Genomic DNA, 18,603 nt, shown 5'->3' with positions numbered 1-18,603 from the left:
ATTGCTATTTTTACGGATTTATATGATAATGTGAACCGCAAACAATTTTGTACATATAAGGAAGAGGATTAAATGAATAATAAAGACACACTTTATCATTTTGTTGGAATCAAGGGATCAGGCATGAGTTCATTGGCTTTGGTCTTGCATGAAAAGGGCTACCATGTACAGGGCTCTGACGTTGAAAAATATTTTTTCACACAACGTGATTTAGAAAAAGCCGGCATTACTATTTTGCCATTCAGCAAAGACAATATTAAAGAGGGTATGAAGATCATTCAAGGGAATGCTTTTCCTGATACCCATGAAGAGATTGCTCGGGCGAAAGAATTAGGCTTAGAGATTGTTCGTTATCACGATTTTATCGGAGAATTTATTCAACCATACACAAGCATTGCCGTTACTGGTTCACATGGTAAAACAAGTACAACGGGTCTATTAGCACATGTGTTGAATGGTTTAGCTCCAACAAGTTATTTGATTGGCGACGGAACTGGGCACGGTGTTCCAGATGCAACATTCTTTGCTTTTGAAGCTTGCGAATATCAACGTCATTTCTTGGCCTATGCCCCAGATTATTCAATCATGACGAACATCGACTTTGATCATCCTGATTACTTCAAGAGTATCGAGGATGTTTTCGAGGCATTCCAAACATTGACTTCGCAAGTGAAGAAAGGTATCTTCGCGTATGGAGATGATGAGTACTTACGTAAATTGAAGGCAGATGTACCAATCTATTACTACGGTTTATCCGAAAATGATGACATTCAAGCACGCAATATTGTTCGTACGACGAATGGCTCTGCATTTGATGTGTATCACAAAGAAAAATTCATCGGACGGTTCTCAGTCCCTTCATTTGGCAAACACAATATCTTGAATGCTTTATCAGTAATCGCTGTTGCTTACTTCGAGGAATTAGATATGGAAAAGGTCAAGGAAGAAATGCTGACTTTCTCTGGTGTAAAACGCCGCTTTACTGAGAAAAAAGTTGCTGACATGATTATTGTTGATGACTATGCTCATCACCCTGCTGAGATTAAAGCAACGATTGATGCAGCTCGTCAAAAGTATCCTGAAAAAGAATTAGTCGCAGTTTTTCAACCACATACATTCACGCGGACGATCGCTCTGATGGATGAGTTTGCGGAAGCATTAGACCGTGCGGATAAGGTTTATTTATGTGATATTTTCTCTTCTGCTCGCGAAACCGCAGGGAATGTAAAAATCGAAGATCTTGGTGCTAAAATCCAAAAAGGCGGACAAGTGATTAAAGAAGAGAACATGTCGCCGTTATTGGATCACGAAAATGCTGTGGTCATCTTCATGGGTGCCGGTGACGTTCAAAAATTTGAACGCGCGTACGAAAATCTATTAAGCAATACCACACGTAACGTTTTATAATCTAAAGTAAAAAGAAGGGTTCAGGCATTCTTTGTCAGTTCCCTTCTTTTTAGCAATCTGTTAGTTCAAAATCAGAACAATAAACAGGAAGGTCTAAAAATCATTCCTTTAAAAATCTTTAGATTAGAAATGTACAAACTTGTGTTTTGTATGCTTTCTGATAAAATAATGGGTAGAACAAATGACGGAGGGAATGAATTTGTATAATATGAAGGCTCGGAAAATAGGCAAAACGATTGACGAAATTGAGGAAGGTGACTCGTTATCGTTAACGGAATCGATCGAAGATAATCAGATTCTTTTGTATTTAGGTTTGACGAATGATGCTAACCCTTTGTACATTCAACATGATTATGCAAAAGAAACTGAATATGAACAACCGCTTGTACCATCGATTATGTTGATGGGAATTATCACAAGTGCGATTTCAAAGCATTTACCAGGACCGGGTTCTCACGTGGTGAATTTCTCAATTAATTTTATTGATCCAGTTTTTCACTATGAAACACTGACTTTTGAGTTTGAAGTAATCAAAGTAGATAAAATGAAAGATGTTGTGACCATCTCTGTTGAAGCAGTGGAAGCCACTGACAATGAAGAGAAGCGCATCTTGGATGCTGTGGTAATGGTGAAACCGCCACAAGCACAAATAGGAGATGAACAAAATGAATAATCAAGAAGCACGCGTGTATGGTTTGAATCGTTTTTACGGAAAAATTTATGCATTTTTAGCTTTAGGGATCGGAATTAGCGCGGTAATTTCCTACCTATCCTTAAATACTTTTAGCTATCAAGTGGCAAACTTCATTAATAATTTTCCATTAGGCTTCTGGGGGATCTGGATCGCTGAGATCGCGTTAGTTGTTTTTCTAGGAGTGAAGGCACAAAAAAATCCAAGTTTGGCGATCGGCGGTTTCGTCGTATACTCCGCTTTGAATGGACTAACCTTGGCTGTCACTTTACAGATGTATGATCTAGGTACAGTTACTCAAGCATTTGTTACAGCATCGGCAACTTTCCTTGTTATGTCGTTAGTCGGTTCCTTTACGAAGCGTGATTTATCAGGAATTGGTAGAGCTGCATTAAGCTGTCTATTAGGGATTATTATTGCGATGTTGCTAAATGTTTTTGTATTGCACAGCGGTGCAGTTGATTTCTTCATTTCTATCTTGATGGTAGTAATCATGTCGGGTATTACAGCGTATGATAATCAAATGATCCGTAAAATCTATCTTGGAACAAATGGTGAAGTAGGAAATGGTGTCGCTGTATTCATGGCATTGCAGTTGTACTTAGATTTCATTAATCTGTTCATTTCATTTTTACGTATTTTTGGAAATAGCAAATAGAGGCGAGTGATCGTCTCTTTTTTTTGATATTTTTTAGTTGTCCAGACAATGTAGCTTCATTCTTTTCTTTTCGATGAATACTTTGTTAAAATGGAGCGTGGAGGGTAACATGTCTTAGTGTATGTGTATTGAGAATTAAAATTAATAATCAAAAAAAATCATTAGTGTGAAGTAGGATGCCAGTCTGGCTTTTTTATAGTATTTTAGAGACAGGGAAGTAAGTACATGTCTATCTTGATCTAAAAAGGTCTAGCAAAATAGTATAAGTAGTGAATATCAACCTTTTTATGCAATGAAAAATTAACTTAATAGAATTAGGAGTCGACGTTATGAGTGAAAAGAAATTATTATTAGTTGACGGGAATAGTGTAGCTTTCCGTGCTTTTTTTGCCCTGCATAATTCGTTGGAGCGTTTCAAGAATAAAAACGGCTTACACACCAATGCAATCTATGCTTTTAACAACATGTTTGAAAATGTGATGGATCGGGAAAAACCTACCCATGTTCTGGTTGCCTTTGATGCTGGAAATACAACATTTAGAACAGCAATGTATTCTGATTATAAGGGTGGTCGATCAAAGACTCCAGGTGAATTTCGTGAGCAAATGCCTTACTTACGAGAATTGTTAGTCGGTTTAGGTGTAAAGCATTATGAACTAGATAATTACGAAGCGGATGATATTATCGGAACATTGGCTCATCAAGCAGCTGATGAAGGCTTTGAAGTAGTTGTTTTATCCGGCGATCGTGATTTGACGCAATTAGCTACCGATAAGATTAAAGTTGATATTACGGTTAAGGGTGTTAGCGAAATTGAATCTTACACACCCGAACACGTAGCTGAGAAATACGACGGATTGACTCCAAATCAGATCATCGATATGAAGGGGCTAGCTGGAGATACTTCGGATAATTACCCAGGCGTTACAAAAATCGGTGAAAAAACTGCCATCAAGTTGTTAAAACAATTCGGCAGCGTCGAAGGTGTTTACGAAAATATCGACGAGTTGAAGAAAAGTAAAATGAAAGAGAATCTGATCAATGATAAGGAACAAGCCTTTCTTTCAAAAGAGTTAGCAACGATCAAACTAGATACACCAGTCGATATTTCCATAGATGAGCTGGCTTATAAGGGCAAAGACTTGGATAAGTTGATTCCATTTTTCAAAGAAATGGATTTCAAAGGCTTTTTAAGTAAATTGAATGTTGAAGAAGAGGAAGTCGAGCTGGAAGATATCAAGTTTGAAGTTGTCACAGAGTTCACCCAAGACATGTTTGATGCGGATTCCGCCTTATATGTTGAGATGCTGGAAGACAATTATCATATTTCTGATGTCGTAGGTGTCGCTTGGGGCACAAAAGAGAAAATCTATGTAACAAATGAATTGGCTCTATTTGAAAATGACGCATTCAAAAAGTGGTTAGAAACTGCAAATGGCAAAAAAGTCTATGACGCAAAACGGACATACGTTGCATTGAATCGCTATATTACAAAAACAGAAGGCATCAACTTTGATGTTTTATTGGCAGCTTATTTATTGGATACTAATGATAATAGCAATGATATCGCTGGTGTAGCACAGTATTATGGCTACACTGAGATTCAAACGGACGAACAAATCTACGGAAAAGGTGTTAAGAAAGGTCTGCCAGAGGATGACGAAGTTTTCTTCGGGCATTTAGCTCGTAAAATCAAGGCCATTCATTTCTTAAATGACAAGCTTGAAAAAGAGCTTGAAGAAAAGAAACAGGATGATCTGTTCTATCAAATGGAATTACCGCTTTCTCGCATCTTAGCTGAAATGGAGATCGCCGGAATTACGGTCAATGCCCAAACATTACAGTCAATGCGCGGTGAATTCTCAAAACGTCTGCAAGAAATCGAAGAAAAAATCTATCAAGAAGCTGGTGAAGAGTTCAACATCAATTCACCAAAACAGCTGGGTGTAATTCTTTTTGAAAAGATGAACTTACCTGTCATCAAAAAAACAAAGACCGGTTATTCAACTGCTGTAGATGTTTTAGAGCAGTTGCGCGAGCAAGCGCCAATCGTGGAGCATATCTTGAATTACCGTCAGATCGCTAAAATTCAATCGACTTACGTTGAAGGATTATTAAAAGTAATTCAAAGTGATAATAAAATTCATACACGTTATATTCAAACACTGACACAAACTGGACGCTTGAGTTCAGTTGATCCGAACCTGCAAAATATTCCGATTCGTTTGGAGGAAGGTCGAAAAATTCGGCAAGCTTTTGTTCCTCGCGATGAAGATTGGGTAATCTATTCTTCTGACTATTCTCAGATTGAGTTACGCGTCCTAGCACACATTTCGGGTGATGAGCACTTGAAACAGGCTTTCCGCGATGGAATGGATATCCACACCAGTACCGCTATGCGTGTCTTCAATGTTTCTGAAGATGAAGTGACACCGAATATGCGTCGAAATGCCAAAGCAGTGAACTTTGGAATTGTTTATGGAATTTCTGATTATGGATTGTCACAGAACTTGGGAATCACGCGTAAAGCAGCACAAGAATACATTGATACCTATTTTGAGAACTATCCTGATGTGAAACGGTATATGGAGGAAAGCGTACGAGAGGCAAAAGACAAAGGCTATGCAGCAACGCTGTATAATCGTCGCCGCTATTTGCCGGATATTAACGCACGCAACTTCAATCTCCGTTCATTTGCCGAACGGACTGCTATTAATACACCAATTCAAGGTAGTGCCGCAGATATTTTGAAACTTGCGATGATCGAAATGGCGAAACGTTTGAAAGAAGAAAAATTACAAGCGACTATGTTATTGCAGGTACACGATGAACTAGTTTTCGAAGTGCCAAAAAGCGAACTAGATCAATTAGATAAATTAGTTAAAGAGGTTATGGAAAACACCGTCCAGCTAGATGTTCCATTGTTGACTGATAGCAATTGGGGGAAAACTTGGTACGAAGCAAAATAATAGAAAGCTGGGAGAAATTCCAGCTTTTTGGTTTAGGAGTGAGAGCAACATGCCAGAATTGCCAGAAGTCGAGACAGTCAGAAAAGGGCTAGTTTCTTTAGTTAAGGATAAAACGATCGCAAAGGTAGATGTTTATTGGCCGCGAATCATTGAGTTGCCGGAAGTGGAAATCTTTCAGCAGCAGTTAGTCGGTGAAACGATCGAAACAGTCGAACGCCGTGGAAAGTATTTGATTTTTGAATTTACTCATTACGAAATGGTCTCACATTTACGGATGGAAGGAAAATACGAATATTTTAAACAGCCGACGCCATTAGATAAACATAGTCATGTACGCTTTATTTTTACTGATGGAAGTGAGCTGGTTTATCATGATGTCCGGAAGTTCGGGCGGATGACCTTATTGAAAAGAGGAACAGCAAAGTATTATAAAGGTCTGCTGCAATTAGGACCAGAGCCAACCGAGACAGATTTTGATTTAGCTGATTTCAGAAAACAATTGAAAAAGTCTTCTACGATGATCAAACCGTTATTGTTAAATCAAAAAATCGTTGCAGGATTAGGAAACATTTATGTGGATGAAGTGTTGTGGCTTGCGAAGATTCATCCAGAGCAGCCAGCGAATACATTGAGTTCACAAGCAGTACGTCGTTTACGTGCTGCGATTATTGAAGTTATTACGAAGGCGAAAGAAGCTGGAGGAACGACGATTCGGACTTATTTGAATGCTTTAGGAGAGGCAGGGAAATTCCAACAAGAGCTCCATGTCTATGGTCAGACAGGGAAGCCTTGTTCTCGATGTGGTACACCGATCGTCAAAATAAAAGTTGCACAAAGAGGAACGCATCTTTGTCCTCACTGTCAAAAAATAAAGAAGGTGTAGAGATGAGCTTCGTACTAGGTGTCACTGGCGGGATCGCCAGTGGGAAATCGACGGTGGTAGATTTTTTCAAAGAAGAAGGCTTTCCAGTTGTTGATGGAGATATCGTGGCTCGACAAGTAGTGGAGCCCGAGACTGAGGGATTAAGAGCTTTAGAAAAAGCTTTCGGTTCTGACATCTTGCAAAATAATGGCAGTTTAGACCGCAAAAAATTAGGAACCTTGATTTTCCATGATGAAACAAAAAGAGAGTTGTTAAATGAAACGCTTAATCCGTTTATTCGAAGTGAGATCGAAAGACAAGCTAAAGTTGCGAAACAAACGAGCAGTTTGGTGATCGTTGATGTTCCGTTGCTTTTTGAAGGTCATTACGAAACAATGATGGATGAAGTGGCGGTGGTTTATGTTACACCAAAAATCCAGCTGGAACGCTTGATGAAAAGAAATGAACTCCCTAAAAGCGAAGCCTTGGAACGAATCAACAGCCAGCTTTCTCTAGATGAGAAGAAAAAAAGAGCGGATATCCTATTTGATAACTGCCAATCACAAGAAACAACGCGTCAGCAAGTTTTGGATTGGCTGAAGAAAAATAAATTTGTTTCTTAAAGAAATCGGCGTCGTAGCTTTACGACGCTTTTTTTAGCTGGCTGGTTATGGTAAACTCATGTTATATAAACAAATAAATAGTTCATTTCGAGTATTTTTTTGTTTTAAAAAAATTATTCTATATAACAGAAAAGATATTCACACATTATTAGTGAATTTGAACAATAATATGAAAGTGCGGGTGAAATTATGCGTTGTCCAAGATGTAATCATAATAATTCTCGAGTAATTGATAGTCGACAAACTGATGACGGTCGAGCGATTCGTCGTCGTAGGGAGTGCGAAAGCTGCGGATTTCGTTTTACGACCTTTGAACGTATCGAAGCTGCACCGTTACTAGTTGTTAAACGAAATGGCGATCGTGAAGAATTCAGTCGCGATAAAATTTTGCGCGGGTTGATTCGTTCAGCAGAGAAACGTCCGGTCGCGATGGAGCAGATGGAGCAAATCGTGGATCACGTAGAAAATCGTGTCCGCAGTATGGGTGAAAATGAAGTTCCAACGAGTCAAATCGGAGAATTTGTCATGGAAGACTTGATGGAAGTTGATGAAATTGCTTATATTCGCTTTGCGAGTGTTTATCGACAATTTAAAGACATGTCTGTATTCTTGAAGGAATTACAGGAGATCGTTGACAAAGCGAAGTCAACGGATGAAGAGTAGGAGGCTTTTTAGTGGCAGAAGAACTAAAACCCAGTACCTTTTATACGGTCTATGGTGAGCCACAGCTTGATCAAAGTAAACAAGATGCGTTGCTTTATTTGTACCAGCCGATCATCGGAAGTGTTGCCGCAAGTTTATACTTGACTTTAGTGAGTGATATTACTATTGAAGGTAAAAGTCCTAGCTTAATGCATACCGACTTATTAGCAGCGGTTGATACCGGGCTGATGAGTCTTGTAAAAGCGCGGGAACAGCTAGAGGGTATCGGCCTACTGGAAACGTATCAAAAAGCAGATGATGAAATTGGCATGAGCATGATCTATCATTTACGGTCTCCATTAATTCCAGAAAAGTTTTTTCAAGATCCATTGATGGCCTATTTGCTGATGGATAAGGTTGGTAAACACCGTTATGAACGTTTAGTCGAGCGCTTCAAGCCAAAAATGTTTGATAAAAATGAGTTTAAAAACATTACGAAACGTTTTCGCGATGTTTATCGCCTGGACGAAAAAGCTTTTGCCAGTCAAAGCGAGAGCTTAGAGCAGACACAAGAGGAGTTTGCGGAAAAAACAGAGTTCGATTGGTCATTGTTTACTCAACAGTTAAGGCGGTTCAACCTGATTTTGAGCTATGAAGAACGTGAGAAGCTTCAAACGTTTCAGACATTATATGGGTTAAATGAGTTAGATTTAGCCGAATATGTTGCTAAAGCGACTGCTGGGGAGAAAGCCGGCTTAAACTTTAATTATTTGCGTCAGTTGATTAACAAGGAAAAACGCCCCAAAGTCACTGCGAAGCCTAAAGAAGTACCAGTAGATGATAAAACAACTACGAGCAGTTTTGCGCCGCAAGAACGAGAGATTATCGCTCAAAGTAAAAAAATCGCACCAGTTACTTTTTTACGTGCAATCAAACGTGAAAAGGGCGGATTTGAGACGAATACTGAAGTCCGTTTACTGGAGGAACTGATTGGTCGGAACTTGTTGCCGAAAAGCGTCATTAACATCATCATCAATTATATTTTGGTGATCCAAAATCAAGCGGTAATCAATGCCAATTATTTGAATGCTATTGCTAATGACTGGGCGCAGAAAAAAATCAACACCCCAGAGGCGGCAATTACTCATGTGCGGGAAAACAATCAAAAATTAGTTCGCAAACCACAAACAAGTCGTCCAAGTTATCAAAAGCGTGGAACAGGGCGTAAAGAAGCTCTGCCAGAGCATATCAAACAACCTCCGAAGGAAACCAAATTAACGCCTGAAAAAGAAGCGGAATTAAACCGAAAATTAGCGGAATATTTAAGTAAAGAAGGTGACGATTAATGGAAGATGTAGGAAAAGAATTGAATCGCATCATTAAAAGCCGTGGGGTTGATGGCCGTTACCGCCAAATGATGGAAGAAATTTTGGCCGATCCAGATGTTCGTCAATTCATTGAAGAACACAAAGAAAAACTGACGCAAGAAGATATTGAAAAATCCTTTGCTAAGCTATATGAGTTTGTTCAAGAAAAGAAGAAATATTTGGCGGGTGATTCCTCTATGATCGCGCCTGGCTACGAGCCGCAATTAAGCTTGAATTTTCACTTTATTGATGTGACCTATGTACCGACAGATGAGCTGCTGCGCTTGAAACGTGAAGAAGAAATTCGTAATCGTGTGAATTCATTGGACATGCCGAAAGATATTCGAAAAGCGTCAATTAGAACCTTTGAAGTCACTTCTGGCCGTAGTGAAGCGTTGGAAGCGTCCTTAGATTTCATCAATCAGTATGAAGCGGCGCCTAAAATGTTCCATAAAGCGTTGTTCTTAGTTGGTGATTTCGGTGTTGGTAAAACCTATTTGCTGGGAGCAGTTGCACATGAGCTAGCTGTCAAAGGTTTTGAAACCACACTGTTGCATTTTCCTACCTTTGCTGGCGAAATGAAACAAGCAATCTCGAACGATAAAGTCGGTCCAAAATTAGATGAGGTGAAACGAGCACCTATTCTAATGATTGATGATATTGGGGCAGACTCCATGAGTGCATGGATTCGTGATGAAGTATTAGGTGTAATCCTACAGCATCGAATGCAGGAGCAATTACCGACGTTTTTCTCTTCTAATTTCAATATGGATCAGTTGGAGCAACATTTATCTGTTACCCAACGGGGAGATGAAGAACCGTTGAAAGCCAAACGGATCATGGAACGTGTTCGTTATTTAAGTAAAGAGATTTGGGTGATTGGAGAAAATCGCCGAAATGGGTAAAAAAAGAAAAAATTCTTAGAAAAAGGCAAACGCCCTATTAAAAAGCGCTGTCATTCAGCTCTTTTTTAGGGCGCTTTTTTTAAGGAGTGTTATAATTATTTTTAGGATGTGAAAAAATGAACGCCAAAGATTTATCAATTCGATTACAAAAAGCAGCAGAATTTGTACCACAAAATGCACGACTTGCAGATATTGGTTCTGACCATGCATATTTACCAGTTGCTTTGATGCTGCAAGATAAAATTTCTTATGGAATCGCTGGTGAAGTAGTTGTTGGGCCTTACGAATCAGCGAAACGCCAAGTCGCGAAAAATGGATTAGAAAGTAAAATTGATGTACGTCTAGCAGATGGACTTGAAGCAGTAGATTTGAGTGATCAGGTTTCTGCGATCACGATTTGCGGTATGGGCGGTGTTTTGATTCGTGATATTTTACAACGAGGTAAAGAAAATAATCGTTTATCCGGCAAAGAGCGCTTAATTTTGCAACCAAATGTGGGGGAGCGGCAATTACGTCAATGGTTAGTTGCTGAAGGTTATACGATCACAGATGAGACGATCATTGAAGAAAATAAGAAAATCTACGAAATAATTGTTGCAGAGAAATGTTTAGATACGCCGGATTACTCAGATAGAGAGCTTTTCTTTGGCCCAGCTTTATTAGTAGAAAAAAATCCAGTCTTTATTGAAAAATGGCAGCATAAGTTATTCAAATCCGAAAATATCTTAAACAGCTTGCGTCAAAGTGATCAGGATGTTTCAGAAAAAATCCGAGAAGTCGAACAGGAAATCGAATGGATCAAGGAGGTACTTGCAGATGCGGGGAAGTGAATTTATCCAACGTTTTAATCAGTATTGTCCCGAGTGGTTAGCTGAAGAAGGTGATCCAGTCGGTTTGCACATTGGCACCTTGAATAAAGAGGTCGATCGGATCATGATGAGTTTAGATGTCCGGCCGGCTGTTGTTGCAGAAGCGATTGATAAAAAAATCGATTTGCTGATTGTTAAACATCCGCCGATCTTTCGTCCTGTGTCACGTTTAACGACTGATGATGTTCAGACCAAAATGTATGCTGATCTGATCAAGCATGACATTGCGGTATTTGCGGCTCATACCAACATGGATATTATCGAAAACGGATTGAACGATTGGTTTTGCGATGCGTTGGACGTATTAGATACAAAATATCTGATCCATACTCATACGGTTAGAATGAAGAAGCTTGCTGTCTACGTTCCACAAACGGATGCGAAAAAGATGCGTCAGGTGCTGGCTGAAGCAGGCGCTGGAGAGCAAGGCGATTATCAGGCGACTTCGTTTACTGTTAACGGTACAGGAAGATTTACGCCAAATAGTGAAGCAAATCCAACGATTGGCTCCGCAAATGTTCCAGAACAAGTTCAGGAAAGCAAAATCGAAGTGATTTTTCCTGAGACAAAACAGGCAGAAATCGAAGCTGCAATGTTAACTGCGCATCCTTATGAAGAACCTGCGTATGATATCTATCCGCTTGATAACCTTGCTGAAAACTACGGTATAGGTCGCGTTGGCAATCTAGAAGAAGCAATACCGACTGATGAGTTTATCGCAAAAGTGAAAGCAACGTTCCAGTTGGAAGGCTTACGGGTTGTTTATCCTCATACAGCAAAGAAAATGATCAAACGAGTAGCTATTTGCGGCGGAAGCGGTGAGAAATTTTATCGTGACGCGCTTGCAGCAAATGCTGACGTTTATATTACGGGAGATGTCTATTATCATACGGCTCATGATATGCAGGAGACCGGCATGTTAGTCATTGATCCGGGACATTATATTGAGTCATTATGTAAAGAAAAAATGGTGGCTCTATTTGAACAATGGAAAAATGAAGAGGACTGGACAGTTGATTTCTTTGTGTCTGAGACGTCCACAAATCCCTTTTCATTTAAATAAATAGCATTAAAGGAGAGAGTAAGATGTACGAAAATTTATTACCGCGTTTTTTACACTATGTTAAGACAGAAACTCGTTCTGATGCGACAAGCACCACAACACCCACGACTCAAACACAGGTGGCCTTTGCCCATGAGCTGATGAAAGAACTAGAAGAAATCGGCATGAAGGATATTACCTATAATGAAAATAACGGTTATGTGATTGCCACTTTGCCAAGCAACCTTGACAAAGAAGCGCGGACTATCGGTTTTATCTCTCATATGGATACTGCAGACTTCAACGCCGAAGGAGTAAATCCTCAAATTGTTGAAAACTATGATGGTGAATCTACTATCAAATTGGATGCCGACGGGAAATACACATTAAATGTAAAAGATTTTCCTAACCTAAAAAATTATGCTGGTCAAACACTGATCACAACAGACGGTTCGACACTGCTTGGTTCTGATGATAAATCTGGGATCGCTGAAATCATGACTGCGATGGAATACTTGATCAATCATCCAGAAATCAAACACGGAGAAGTGCGTGTTGGTTTTGGTCCCGATGAAGAAATCGGAATCGGCGCGGACAAATTTGACGTAAAACAATTCAACACTGATTTCGCCTATACTATGGATGGCGGTCCAATCGGCGAATTACAATATGAAACATTCAGTGCGGCACAAGCTGAGATCACGATGCATGGAAAGAATGTTCACCCAGGTACTGCCAAAAATACTATGATCAATGCGCTGCAAATGGCAATTGATTTCCATAATCAACTGCCAGAAGGCGATCGCCCAGAAAAAACCGATGGACGCGAAGGGTTCTTCCATTTACTAGCTTTAGATGGAAATGTCGAAGAAGCGAAGATGACTTATATTATTCGTGACCACGACCGAGATAAATTTGAAGCGCGCAAACAAACAATCACTGATCTTCAAGCAAAAATGAACAGCCAATTTGATCAAGAACGTGTAGAAATTAATATGTATGATCAATACTACAATATGGGTGAAATCATTGAAAAAGATATGAGTGTCATCGATCTTGCGAAAGGTGCGATGGAGGAAGTTGATGTGAAACCTGTGATTGAACCTATTCGTGGCGGTACTGATGGTTCTAAAATTTCATTCATGGGTATTCCTACACCAAATATTTTTGCTGGTGCAGAAAATATGCATGGACGCTTTGAATTCGTTTCATTACAAACAATGGAAAAAGCTGTTGACGTGATTGTGAAGATCATTGAAAATAACGCAAAATAATATTTTGGAAAAAGCTTTGAGAAATCTTGAAGCTTTTTCTTTTTTTGCTCCCTAGCATGTGGTAGGCTAAAGCAATAAAGAAAAAATGAGGCTAAAAAATTGAAATTATCAATCAATCGTAAATTGATTCTAAATATCTTTGTGTTCGCGGTAATGATCGGTGTTATTATTTTTGTTATTCGAGACTCGTTAAGCGATATTTTTACTGAACTGGGTAAAACTTCCTTACCAGTGCTTTTTGGAGTAACAGGGCTAGGGGTCATCAGCCAAATAATCGAAGGATATACAATTAAGAATATTGCAGGTGAGTTCAATCCGGAGTTTACCGTCCGTGACGGATTTTTTGCTTCCGCATATGCGACATTTTATCGAGTGATTACGTTTGGCACAGGATCGATTGTTTCTGAAGTGATTTATTATCACAAAAAAGATCTAAAGTATTCAGAGGGGACGGGCACTAGCGCGTTACGGATGATCACCTACAAAATAGCATTGATCGTTTGGGCATTGGTTTTTCTGGTTGTGAAAAGCGACGCTATTCAAGAGCATATTGCTAACGGGATCTTTTTGGTCCTTGCAGGGATTCTGGTAACATTGCTGATTATTTCGAGCTTACTGGTGTTGAGTCTTAATATCAATGCACAAGTTTTGTTAGTAATTATCTGCAATCGTCTATTTAAGCGACAAAAATTGAGAGATATTGTAGACAAGGTAAACAATCAAGTCTATTCCTTACGAGGTGCAATCCAAGCCTTTATTCGTGACCGCAATTCTGTCATTCGCGTCTTTTTCTCAAATATGGCAAAATTAGTTGTTTGGTATGTCTTGCCTTTTTTCATTTTAGTACAAGATCATCCTGATATCGATATTTGGTTGACTGTTGCACTGATTAGCTTCACGGTGATTATCGGGGGCGTGTTGCCAGCTCCTGGTGGGATTGGTGGCTTCGAGTTTGTTTACGTGCTACTTTTCCGGAATGTGGTTGGCAGAGTGGATGCAGTGTCCTCTTTACTACTATATCGATATGCCACCTATTTACTGCCATTTTTAATTGGGATGATTTATGTGTTGGTTAATAAACAACGTCAAATCAATCATGAGATCAAAGAAGCTAAAAAAGAAGCCAGTGAGTGAAATCATCAGCTTCATATTGTTATCAAAAGATCCAAGTTCAGAATCTGAGCTCGGATCTTTTTCTTTGAAATTTTTTAGTAATGTACAACAAGTTTTCCAATCATTTTATCTTCTTCTACAAATTGATGGGCTTGATAGAAAACTTCTGGAGTAAATCCAGGAATTATCTTAGTCAATGTACTTTTGATTTTTTTCTCTTGTAATAATTGGACCAGCAGTTCTAAAATTGCTCCTTGGGAAGCGAGGTTAAAATCATAGTCTGTCTTGGCAAACATGTATTCCCAATCAAAACTGCCTGATTTATTTTTCAGTTTTGCCAAGTTCAAATCTTTGCTGGACTCAACAATTGAACCAAGATGACCGAAAGGCTGTAACAGCTCGCTCATTTCTTCAAAATAGCGATCGGTCGAATGAAGAATCAAAATATAGGGTAGTGATTGGTATCCGATTTTTTTTAATTGTTTGGTCAAATCTTTATGGTGATCGATGATATGATCAGCGCCCATTTTTTCGGACCATTCCTTGCTTTCCTTACGAGAAGCTGTTGTGATAACAGTCAAGCCAGCCCATTTCGCTAATTGAGTAGCGACAGAACCAACACCGCCAGCACCATTGATGATTAAGATCGTTCCGTTGTTTTGTTGTTCTTCAGCAATTAAGCCCATTTTTTCAAATAGCATTTCATAGGCGGTGATGAAGGTCAAAGGCATTGCCGCCGCTTCATCGGTTGAAATCTCATTCGGTAATTTTGCGACGATTCGGGAATCAACTACTTGATTCTCACTATAACTACCGAATCTTTTAGTGGTACCGGCAAACAGAACCCGATCTCCAATTTCAAAATCCTTAACGTCATTACCTAACTGGGTCACAATGCCAACGCTGTCAAAACCTAAGACGTGGGGTTGAGGGGTGCCTTTACCAGTTTGTCTTAATTTTGTGTCCACAGGGTTGATAGAAGTCGCCATATTTTTTACGACAAGATCAAATTTTTCTAATTTAGGAAGCATAACTTCATATGTTTCAAAATGGTTTCCACTTGAAAGTTTAAAACCCTTTTCAAAGCCAATCACGCGTGAAATCATTGAATCACTCTCTTTCTAGTAATGAAAGAATTGTAGCATTATTTCGTTTTTCTTCATAATAATAAACTTTGATTTTGGTGAGTTTATTGTTTGACCTTTACTGACCAAAGTTATATACTAGTTTATGTAAAATATTATTATGTCGGAGGTATGTTTATGAATATCGAAAAAATGACGACAACTTTACAAGAGACGATCGCTGAAGCACAGCAGATCGCGGTAACGAGACATCATCAAGAAATCGATATCGCCCATGTATGGAAGATATTTTTACAGCCTAATCATTTTGGTCGCAACTTCTATACAGATGCTGGGATCGATGTTGATCAATTTGAACGTGAAGTGGATAGAGCATTAGATGAATATCCGACCGTCAGCGGCGGCAATGTTCAATATGGTCAGAACATTAGTCAGAATCTTTTTAATCTATTAAATGAAGCGGACAAACTACGTGAAAAATTTCAAGATGATTTCTTATCAACTGAAATCATTATTTTGGCGTTAATGAAGTTAAAAAATTATTCTTTAACGAAGTATTTGAATAAGCAGGGGTTAAACGAAAAGGAAGTCCAAAAGAATATTGAAGAAATGCGAGGAGGGGATCGAGTGACCTCACAAAATCAAGAAGAAACCTATAAAGCATTAGAAAAATATGGTGTTGATTTAGTTCAGCAAGTGAAAAATGGAAAACAAGACCCAATCATCGGCCGCGATGAAGAGATTCGTGATGTGATTCGGATTCTCTCAAGGAAAACCAAAAACAATCCAGTCTTGATTGGTGAGCCAGGTGTTGGGAAAACCGCTATCGTTGAAGGGCTGGCACAACGAATCGTTCGGAAAGATGTGCCAGAAAACCTAAAAGATAAAACCGTGTTTTCACTGGACATGGGCTCATTAATCGCCGGAGCGAAATTCCGTGGCGAATTTGAAGAGAGACTTAAAGCTGTTTTAAAGGAAGTAAAAAAATCCGATGGAAGAATCTTGCTGTTTATTGATGAGATTCACAATATTGTTGGAGCTGGAAAAACAGAAGGCAGTATGGACGCTGGGAATATTTTAAAACCAATGTTGGCTCGCGGAGAATTGCATTTGATTGGTGCTACAACTTTAGATGAATATCGCTTATACATGGAAAAGGACAAGGCGTTAGAACGTAGATTCCAAAAAGTTTTGGTAAAGGAACCGACCGTTGAAGATACGATCAGTATTTTACGAGGATTGAAGGAACGCTTCGAAATTCACCATGGAGTAAATATCCATGATAATGCTTTGGTTGCTGCAGCTACATTGTCTGATCGCTATATTACCGACCGCTTCTTACCAGATAAAGCAATTGACTTAGTGGATGAAGCCAGTGCCAGCATTCGTGTGGAAATGAACTCAATGCCGACTGAGCTGGATCAAGTGACCCGTCGATTGATGCAACTAGAGATTGAAGAAGCCGCTTTGAAAAAAGAAAGTGACGATGCCAGCAAGAAACGTTTAGAAAGCTTGCAGGAAGAATTGGCAGATCTTCGTGAGGAAACCAATGCCATGAAATTGCAATGGGAAACGGAGAAAGAAGAAGTCAATGTCGTTTCGAATAAGCGTGCAGAAATCGATCAAGCGAAGCATGAATTAGAAGATGCAGAAAACAATTATGATTTAGAACGAGCTGCGGTTCTTCGTCACGGTACGATACCTGACTTAGAAAAAGAACTAGCCGAGCTAGAAGAAAAGAACCAGAAGAATGACATCAAAATGGTGCAGGAATCGGTGACTGAAAATGAAATTGCCCAAGTAGTTGGTCGATTAACAGGAATTCCTGTAACTAAATTAGTTGAGGGCGAACGAGAAAAATTATTAAGCCTGAATAGCACATTGCATAAACGTGTGATTGGACAAGATGAAGCGGTCGACGCCGTAAGTGACGCCGTATTACGCTCACGTGCAGGTCTGCAGGATCCAAATCGTCCGCTTGGCTCATTCCTGTTCCTAGGTCCTACCGGTGTTGGTAAGACTGAACTGGCAAAAGCTTTAGCAGAAAATTTGTTTGATTCAGAAGATCATATGGTAAGGATCGATATGAGCGAGTACATGGAGAAGCATTCAGTGTCGCGGCTAGTCGGAGCACCTCCAGGTTACGTCGGTTACGAAGAAGGTGGACAACTGACAGAGGCTGTTCGGAGAAATCCTTATACGATTATCTTGTTGGATGAAATTGAAAAAGCCCACCCTGATGTTTTCAACATATTGTTGCAGGTTTTAGATGATGGACGGTTAACTGACTCTAAGGGACGTCTCGTAGATTTCAAGAATACCGTATTGATTATGACCAGTAATATTGGTTCACAAGTTCTGTTAGATGGTGTGACTCCAGAAGGGAAAATCCCTGAAGCTACCAAAGAACAAGTCCTAAGTATGTTACGAGGACATTTCAAACCAGAATTCTTGAATCGAATCGATGATACAATTCTGTTTACACCGTTAAGCTTAGAAGATGTGAAGGGAATCGTAGAGAAGATCGTACAACATCTGTCTCATCGATTGGAAGAACAAGAAATTCAATTGGATATCACGGAAGATGCTAAAAGCTGGATTGCAGAGAAGGCTTACGAGCCGCAGTATGGGGCACGTCCGCTGAAACGTTTTATTACGCGAGAAGTGGAAACGCCGTTGGCAAAAGAAATAATTGCCGGTCGAGTAATGCCAAAAACAAAGGTTTCCATTGAAATGTTTGATGACCAGCTAGTTTTTCAAAATCAACCAATTGAAGAATAAAAATAGTTAACAGACGAAAATAATAAAAAGATAAGAGCGAAACAGTTATTGTATTTAAAACTGTTTCGCTTTTTATGTGAGCTTTTTAAAATTAATTAACGCTACTACAGAAATCAAGTGTCTTTAAACAGAAACATAACAACTATTACATTACACATGTTACGATGTAATGACAAATTAGTGAATTTGTGGTGTTTAAATTGTTTGTTAATTGTTCTTGGATTATACTTTTAAAGTAACTAAAATTGAAGAGCTCGTAAAGGTTTCTTGGAGGTATATAATGAACCAGTTTAAAACTCGTACCGAAAAATATAA

Annotated in this window: 15 protein-coding genes; 14 read left to right on the top strand and 1 reads right to left on the bottom strand. The window is 39.1% G+C overall.

The annotated features are described in order from the left end of the window. Positions 1-72 precede the first annotated feature (72 nt). The 13 genes from murC to AC4J95_RS17645 all read left to right on the top strand — a co-directional run bounded on the left by murC (position 73) and on the right by AC4J95_RS17645 (position 14,443). A complete protein-coding gene (gene murC / locus AC4J95_RS17705) occupies positions 73-1,407 on the top strand; it encodes a UDP-N-acetylmuramate--L-alanine ligase (RefSeq protein WP_494550984.1) in 1,335 nt (444 codons plus the stop codon). Between the two features lie 193 nt (positions 1,408-1,600). Then, the gene (locus AC4J95_RS17700; RefSeq protein ID WP_494550983.1) at positions 1,601-2,080 is read left to right on the top strand and encodes a MaoC/PaaZ C-terminal domain-containing protein; all 480 of its coding nucleotides are present in this window, start codon (positions 1,601-1,603) and stop codon (positions 2,078-2,080) included. Beyond that, a complete protein-coding gene (locus tag AC4J95_RS17695; protein WP_316402914.1) occupies positions 2,073-2,756 on the top strand; it encodes a Bax inhibitor-1/YccA family protein in 684 nt (227 codons plus the stop codon). The genes AC4J95_RS17700 and AC4J95_RS17695 overlap by 8 nt, the downstream gene beginning before the upstream one ends. Positions 2,757-3,085: 329 nt before the next feature. Next, positions 3,086-5,725, top strand: coding sequence for a DNA polymerase I (gene polA / locus AC4J95_RS17690; protein WP_494550982.1), 2,640 nt, complete (start codon positions 3,086-3,088; stop codon positions 5,723-5,725). 49 nt (positions 5,726-5,774) lie between these two features. Next, the gene (gene mutM / locus AC4J95_RS17685; RefSeq protein WP_494550981.1) at positions 5,775-6,608 is read left to right on the top strand and encodes a DNA-formamidopyrimidine glycosylase; all 834 of its coding nucleotides are present in this window, start codon (positions 5,775-5,777) and stop codon (positions 6,606-6,608) included. Positions 6,609-6,610: 2 nt separating this feature from the next. After that, positions 6,611-7,210 (top strand): dephospho-CoA kinase, encoded by a 600-nt coding sequence (gene coaE, locus AC4J95_RS17680; RefSeq protein WP_494550980.1) that lies wholly within the window; start codon positions 6,611-6,613, stop codon positions 7,208-7,210. A 189-nt stretch (positions 7,211-7,399) separates the two neighbouring features. Further along, positions 7,400-7,873 carry a transcriptional regulator NrdR gene (nrdR, locus tag AC4J95_RS17675; RefSeq protein ID WP_316402918.1) on the top strand — a complete coding sequence of 158 codons (474 nt, stop codon included), beginning with the start codon at positions 7,400-7,402 and terminating at the stop codon, positions 7,871-7,873. A gap of 11 nt (positions 7,874-7,884) precedes the next feature. After that, a complete protein-coding gene (locus AC4J95_RS17670; RefSeq protein WP_494550979.1) occupies positions 7,885-9,198 on the top strand; it encodes a DnaD domain protein in 1,314 nt (437 codons plus the stop codon). Then, a complete protein-coding gene (dnaI, locus tag AC4J95_RS17665) occupies positions 9,198-10,124 on the top strand; it encodes a primosomal protein DnaI (RefSeq protein ID WP_316402920.1) in 927 nt (308 codons plus the stop codon). The genes AC4J95_RS17670 and dnaI overlap by 1 nt, the downstream gene beginning before the upstream one ends. A gap of 116 nt (positions 10,125-10,240) precedes the next feature. Further along, positions 10,241-10,954 carry a tRNA (adenine(22)-N(1))-methyltransferase gene (locus AC4J95_RS17660; protein ID WP_494550978.1) on the top strand — a complete coding sequence of 238 codons (714 nt, stop codon included), beginning with the start codon at positions 10,241-10,243 and terminating at the stop codon, positions 10,952-10,954. Further along, positions 10,935-12,056, top strand: coding sequence for a Nif3-like dinuclear metal center hexameric protein (locus AC4J95_RS17655; protein WP_494550977.1), 1,122 nt, complete (start codon positions 10,935-10,937; stop codon positions 12,054-12,056). Before AC4J95_RS17660 ends, AC4J95_RS17655 begins: the two co-directional genes overlap by 20 nt. Before the next feature lie 23 nt (positions 12,057-12,079). Continuing rightward, positions 12,080-13,309 carry a peptidase T gene (pepT, locus tag AC4J95_RS17650; RefSeq protein ID WP_316402923.1) on the top strand — a complete coding sequence of 410 codons (1,230 nt, stop codon included), beginning with the start codon at positions 12,080-12,082 and terminating at the stop codon, positions 13,307-13,309. Positions 13,310-13,408: 99 nt separating this feature from the next. Next, on the top strand, positions 13,409-14,443 hold the full coding sequence (locus tag AC4J95_RS17645; RefSeq protein WP_494550976.1) for a lysylphosphatidylglycerol synthase transmembrane domain-containing protein: 1,035 nt from the start codon (positions 13,409-13,411) through the stop codon (positions 14,441-14,443). A 74-nt stretch (positions 14,444-14,517) separates the two neighbouring features. Here the strand turns inward: AC4J95_RS17645 and AC4J95_RS17640 are convergent, their stop codons facing one another. Further along, positions 14,518-15,528 carry a zinc-binding alcohol dehydrogenase family protein gene (locus tag AC4J95_RS17640; protein WP_494550975.1) on the bottom strand — a complete coding sequence of 337 codons (1,011 nt, stop codon included), beginning with the start codon at positions 15,526-15,528 and terminating at the stop codon, positions 14,518-14,520. A 156-nt stretch (positions 15,529-15,684) separates the two neighbouring features. Here AC4J95_RS17640 and clpB point away from each other — a divergent pair, with 156 nt between their 5' ends. After that, a complete protein-coding gene (gene clpB / locus AC4J95_RS17635) occupies positions 15,685-18,288 on the top strand; it encodes an ATP-dependent chaperone ClpB (RefSeq protein ID WP_494550974.1) in 2,604 nt (867 codons plus the stop codon). Positions 18,289-18,603 lie beyond the last annotated feature (315 nt).

The organism is Enterococcus sp. GPZ-007, assembly GCF_059374735.1.
The sequence above is the reverse complement of the archived record's forward strand: the minus strand, read 5'-3'. Positions and strand labels throughout refer to the sequence as shown.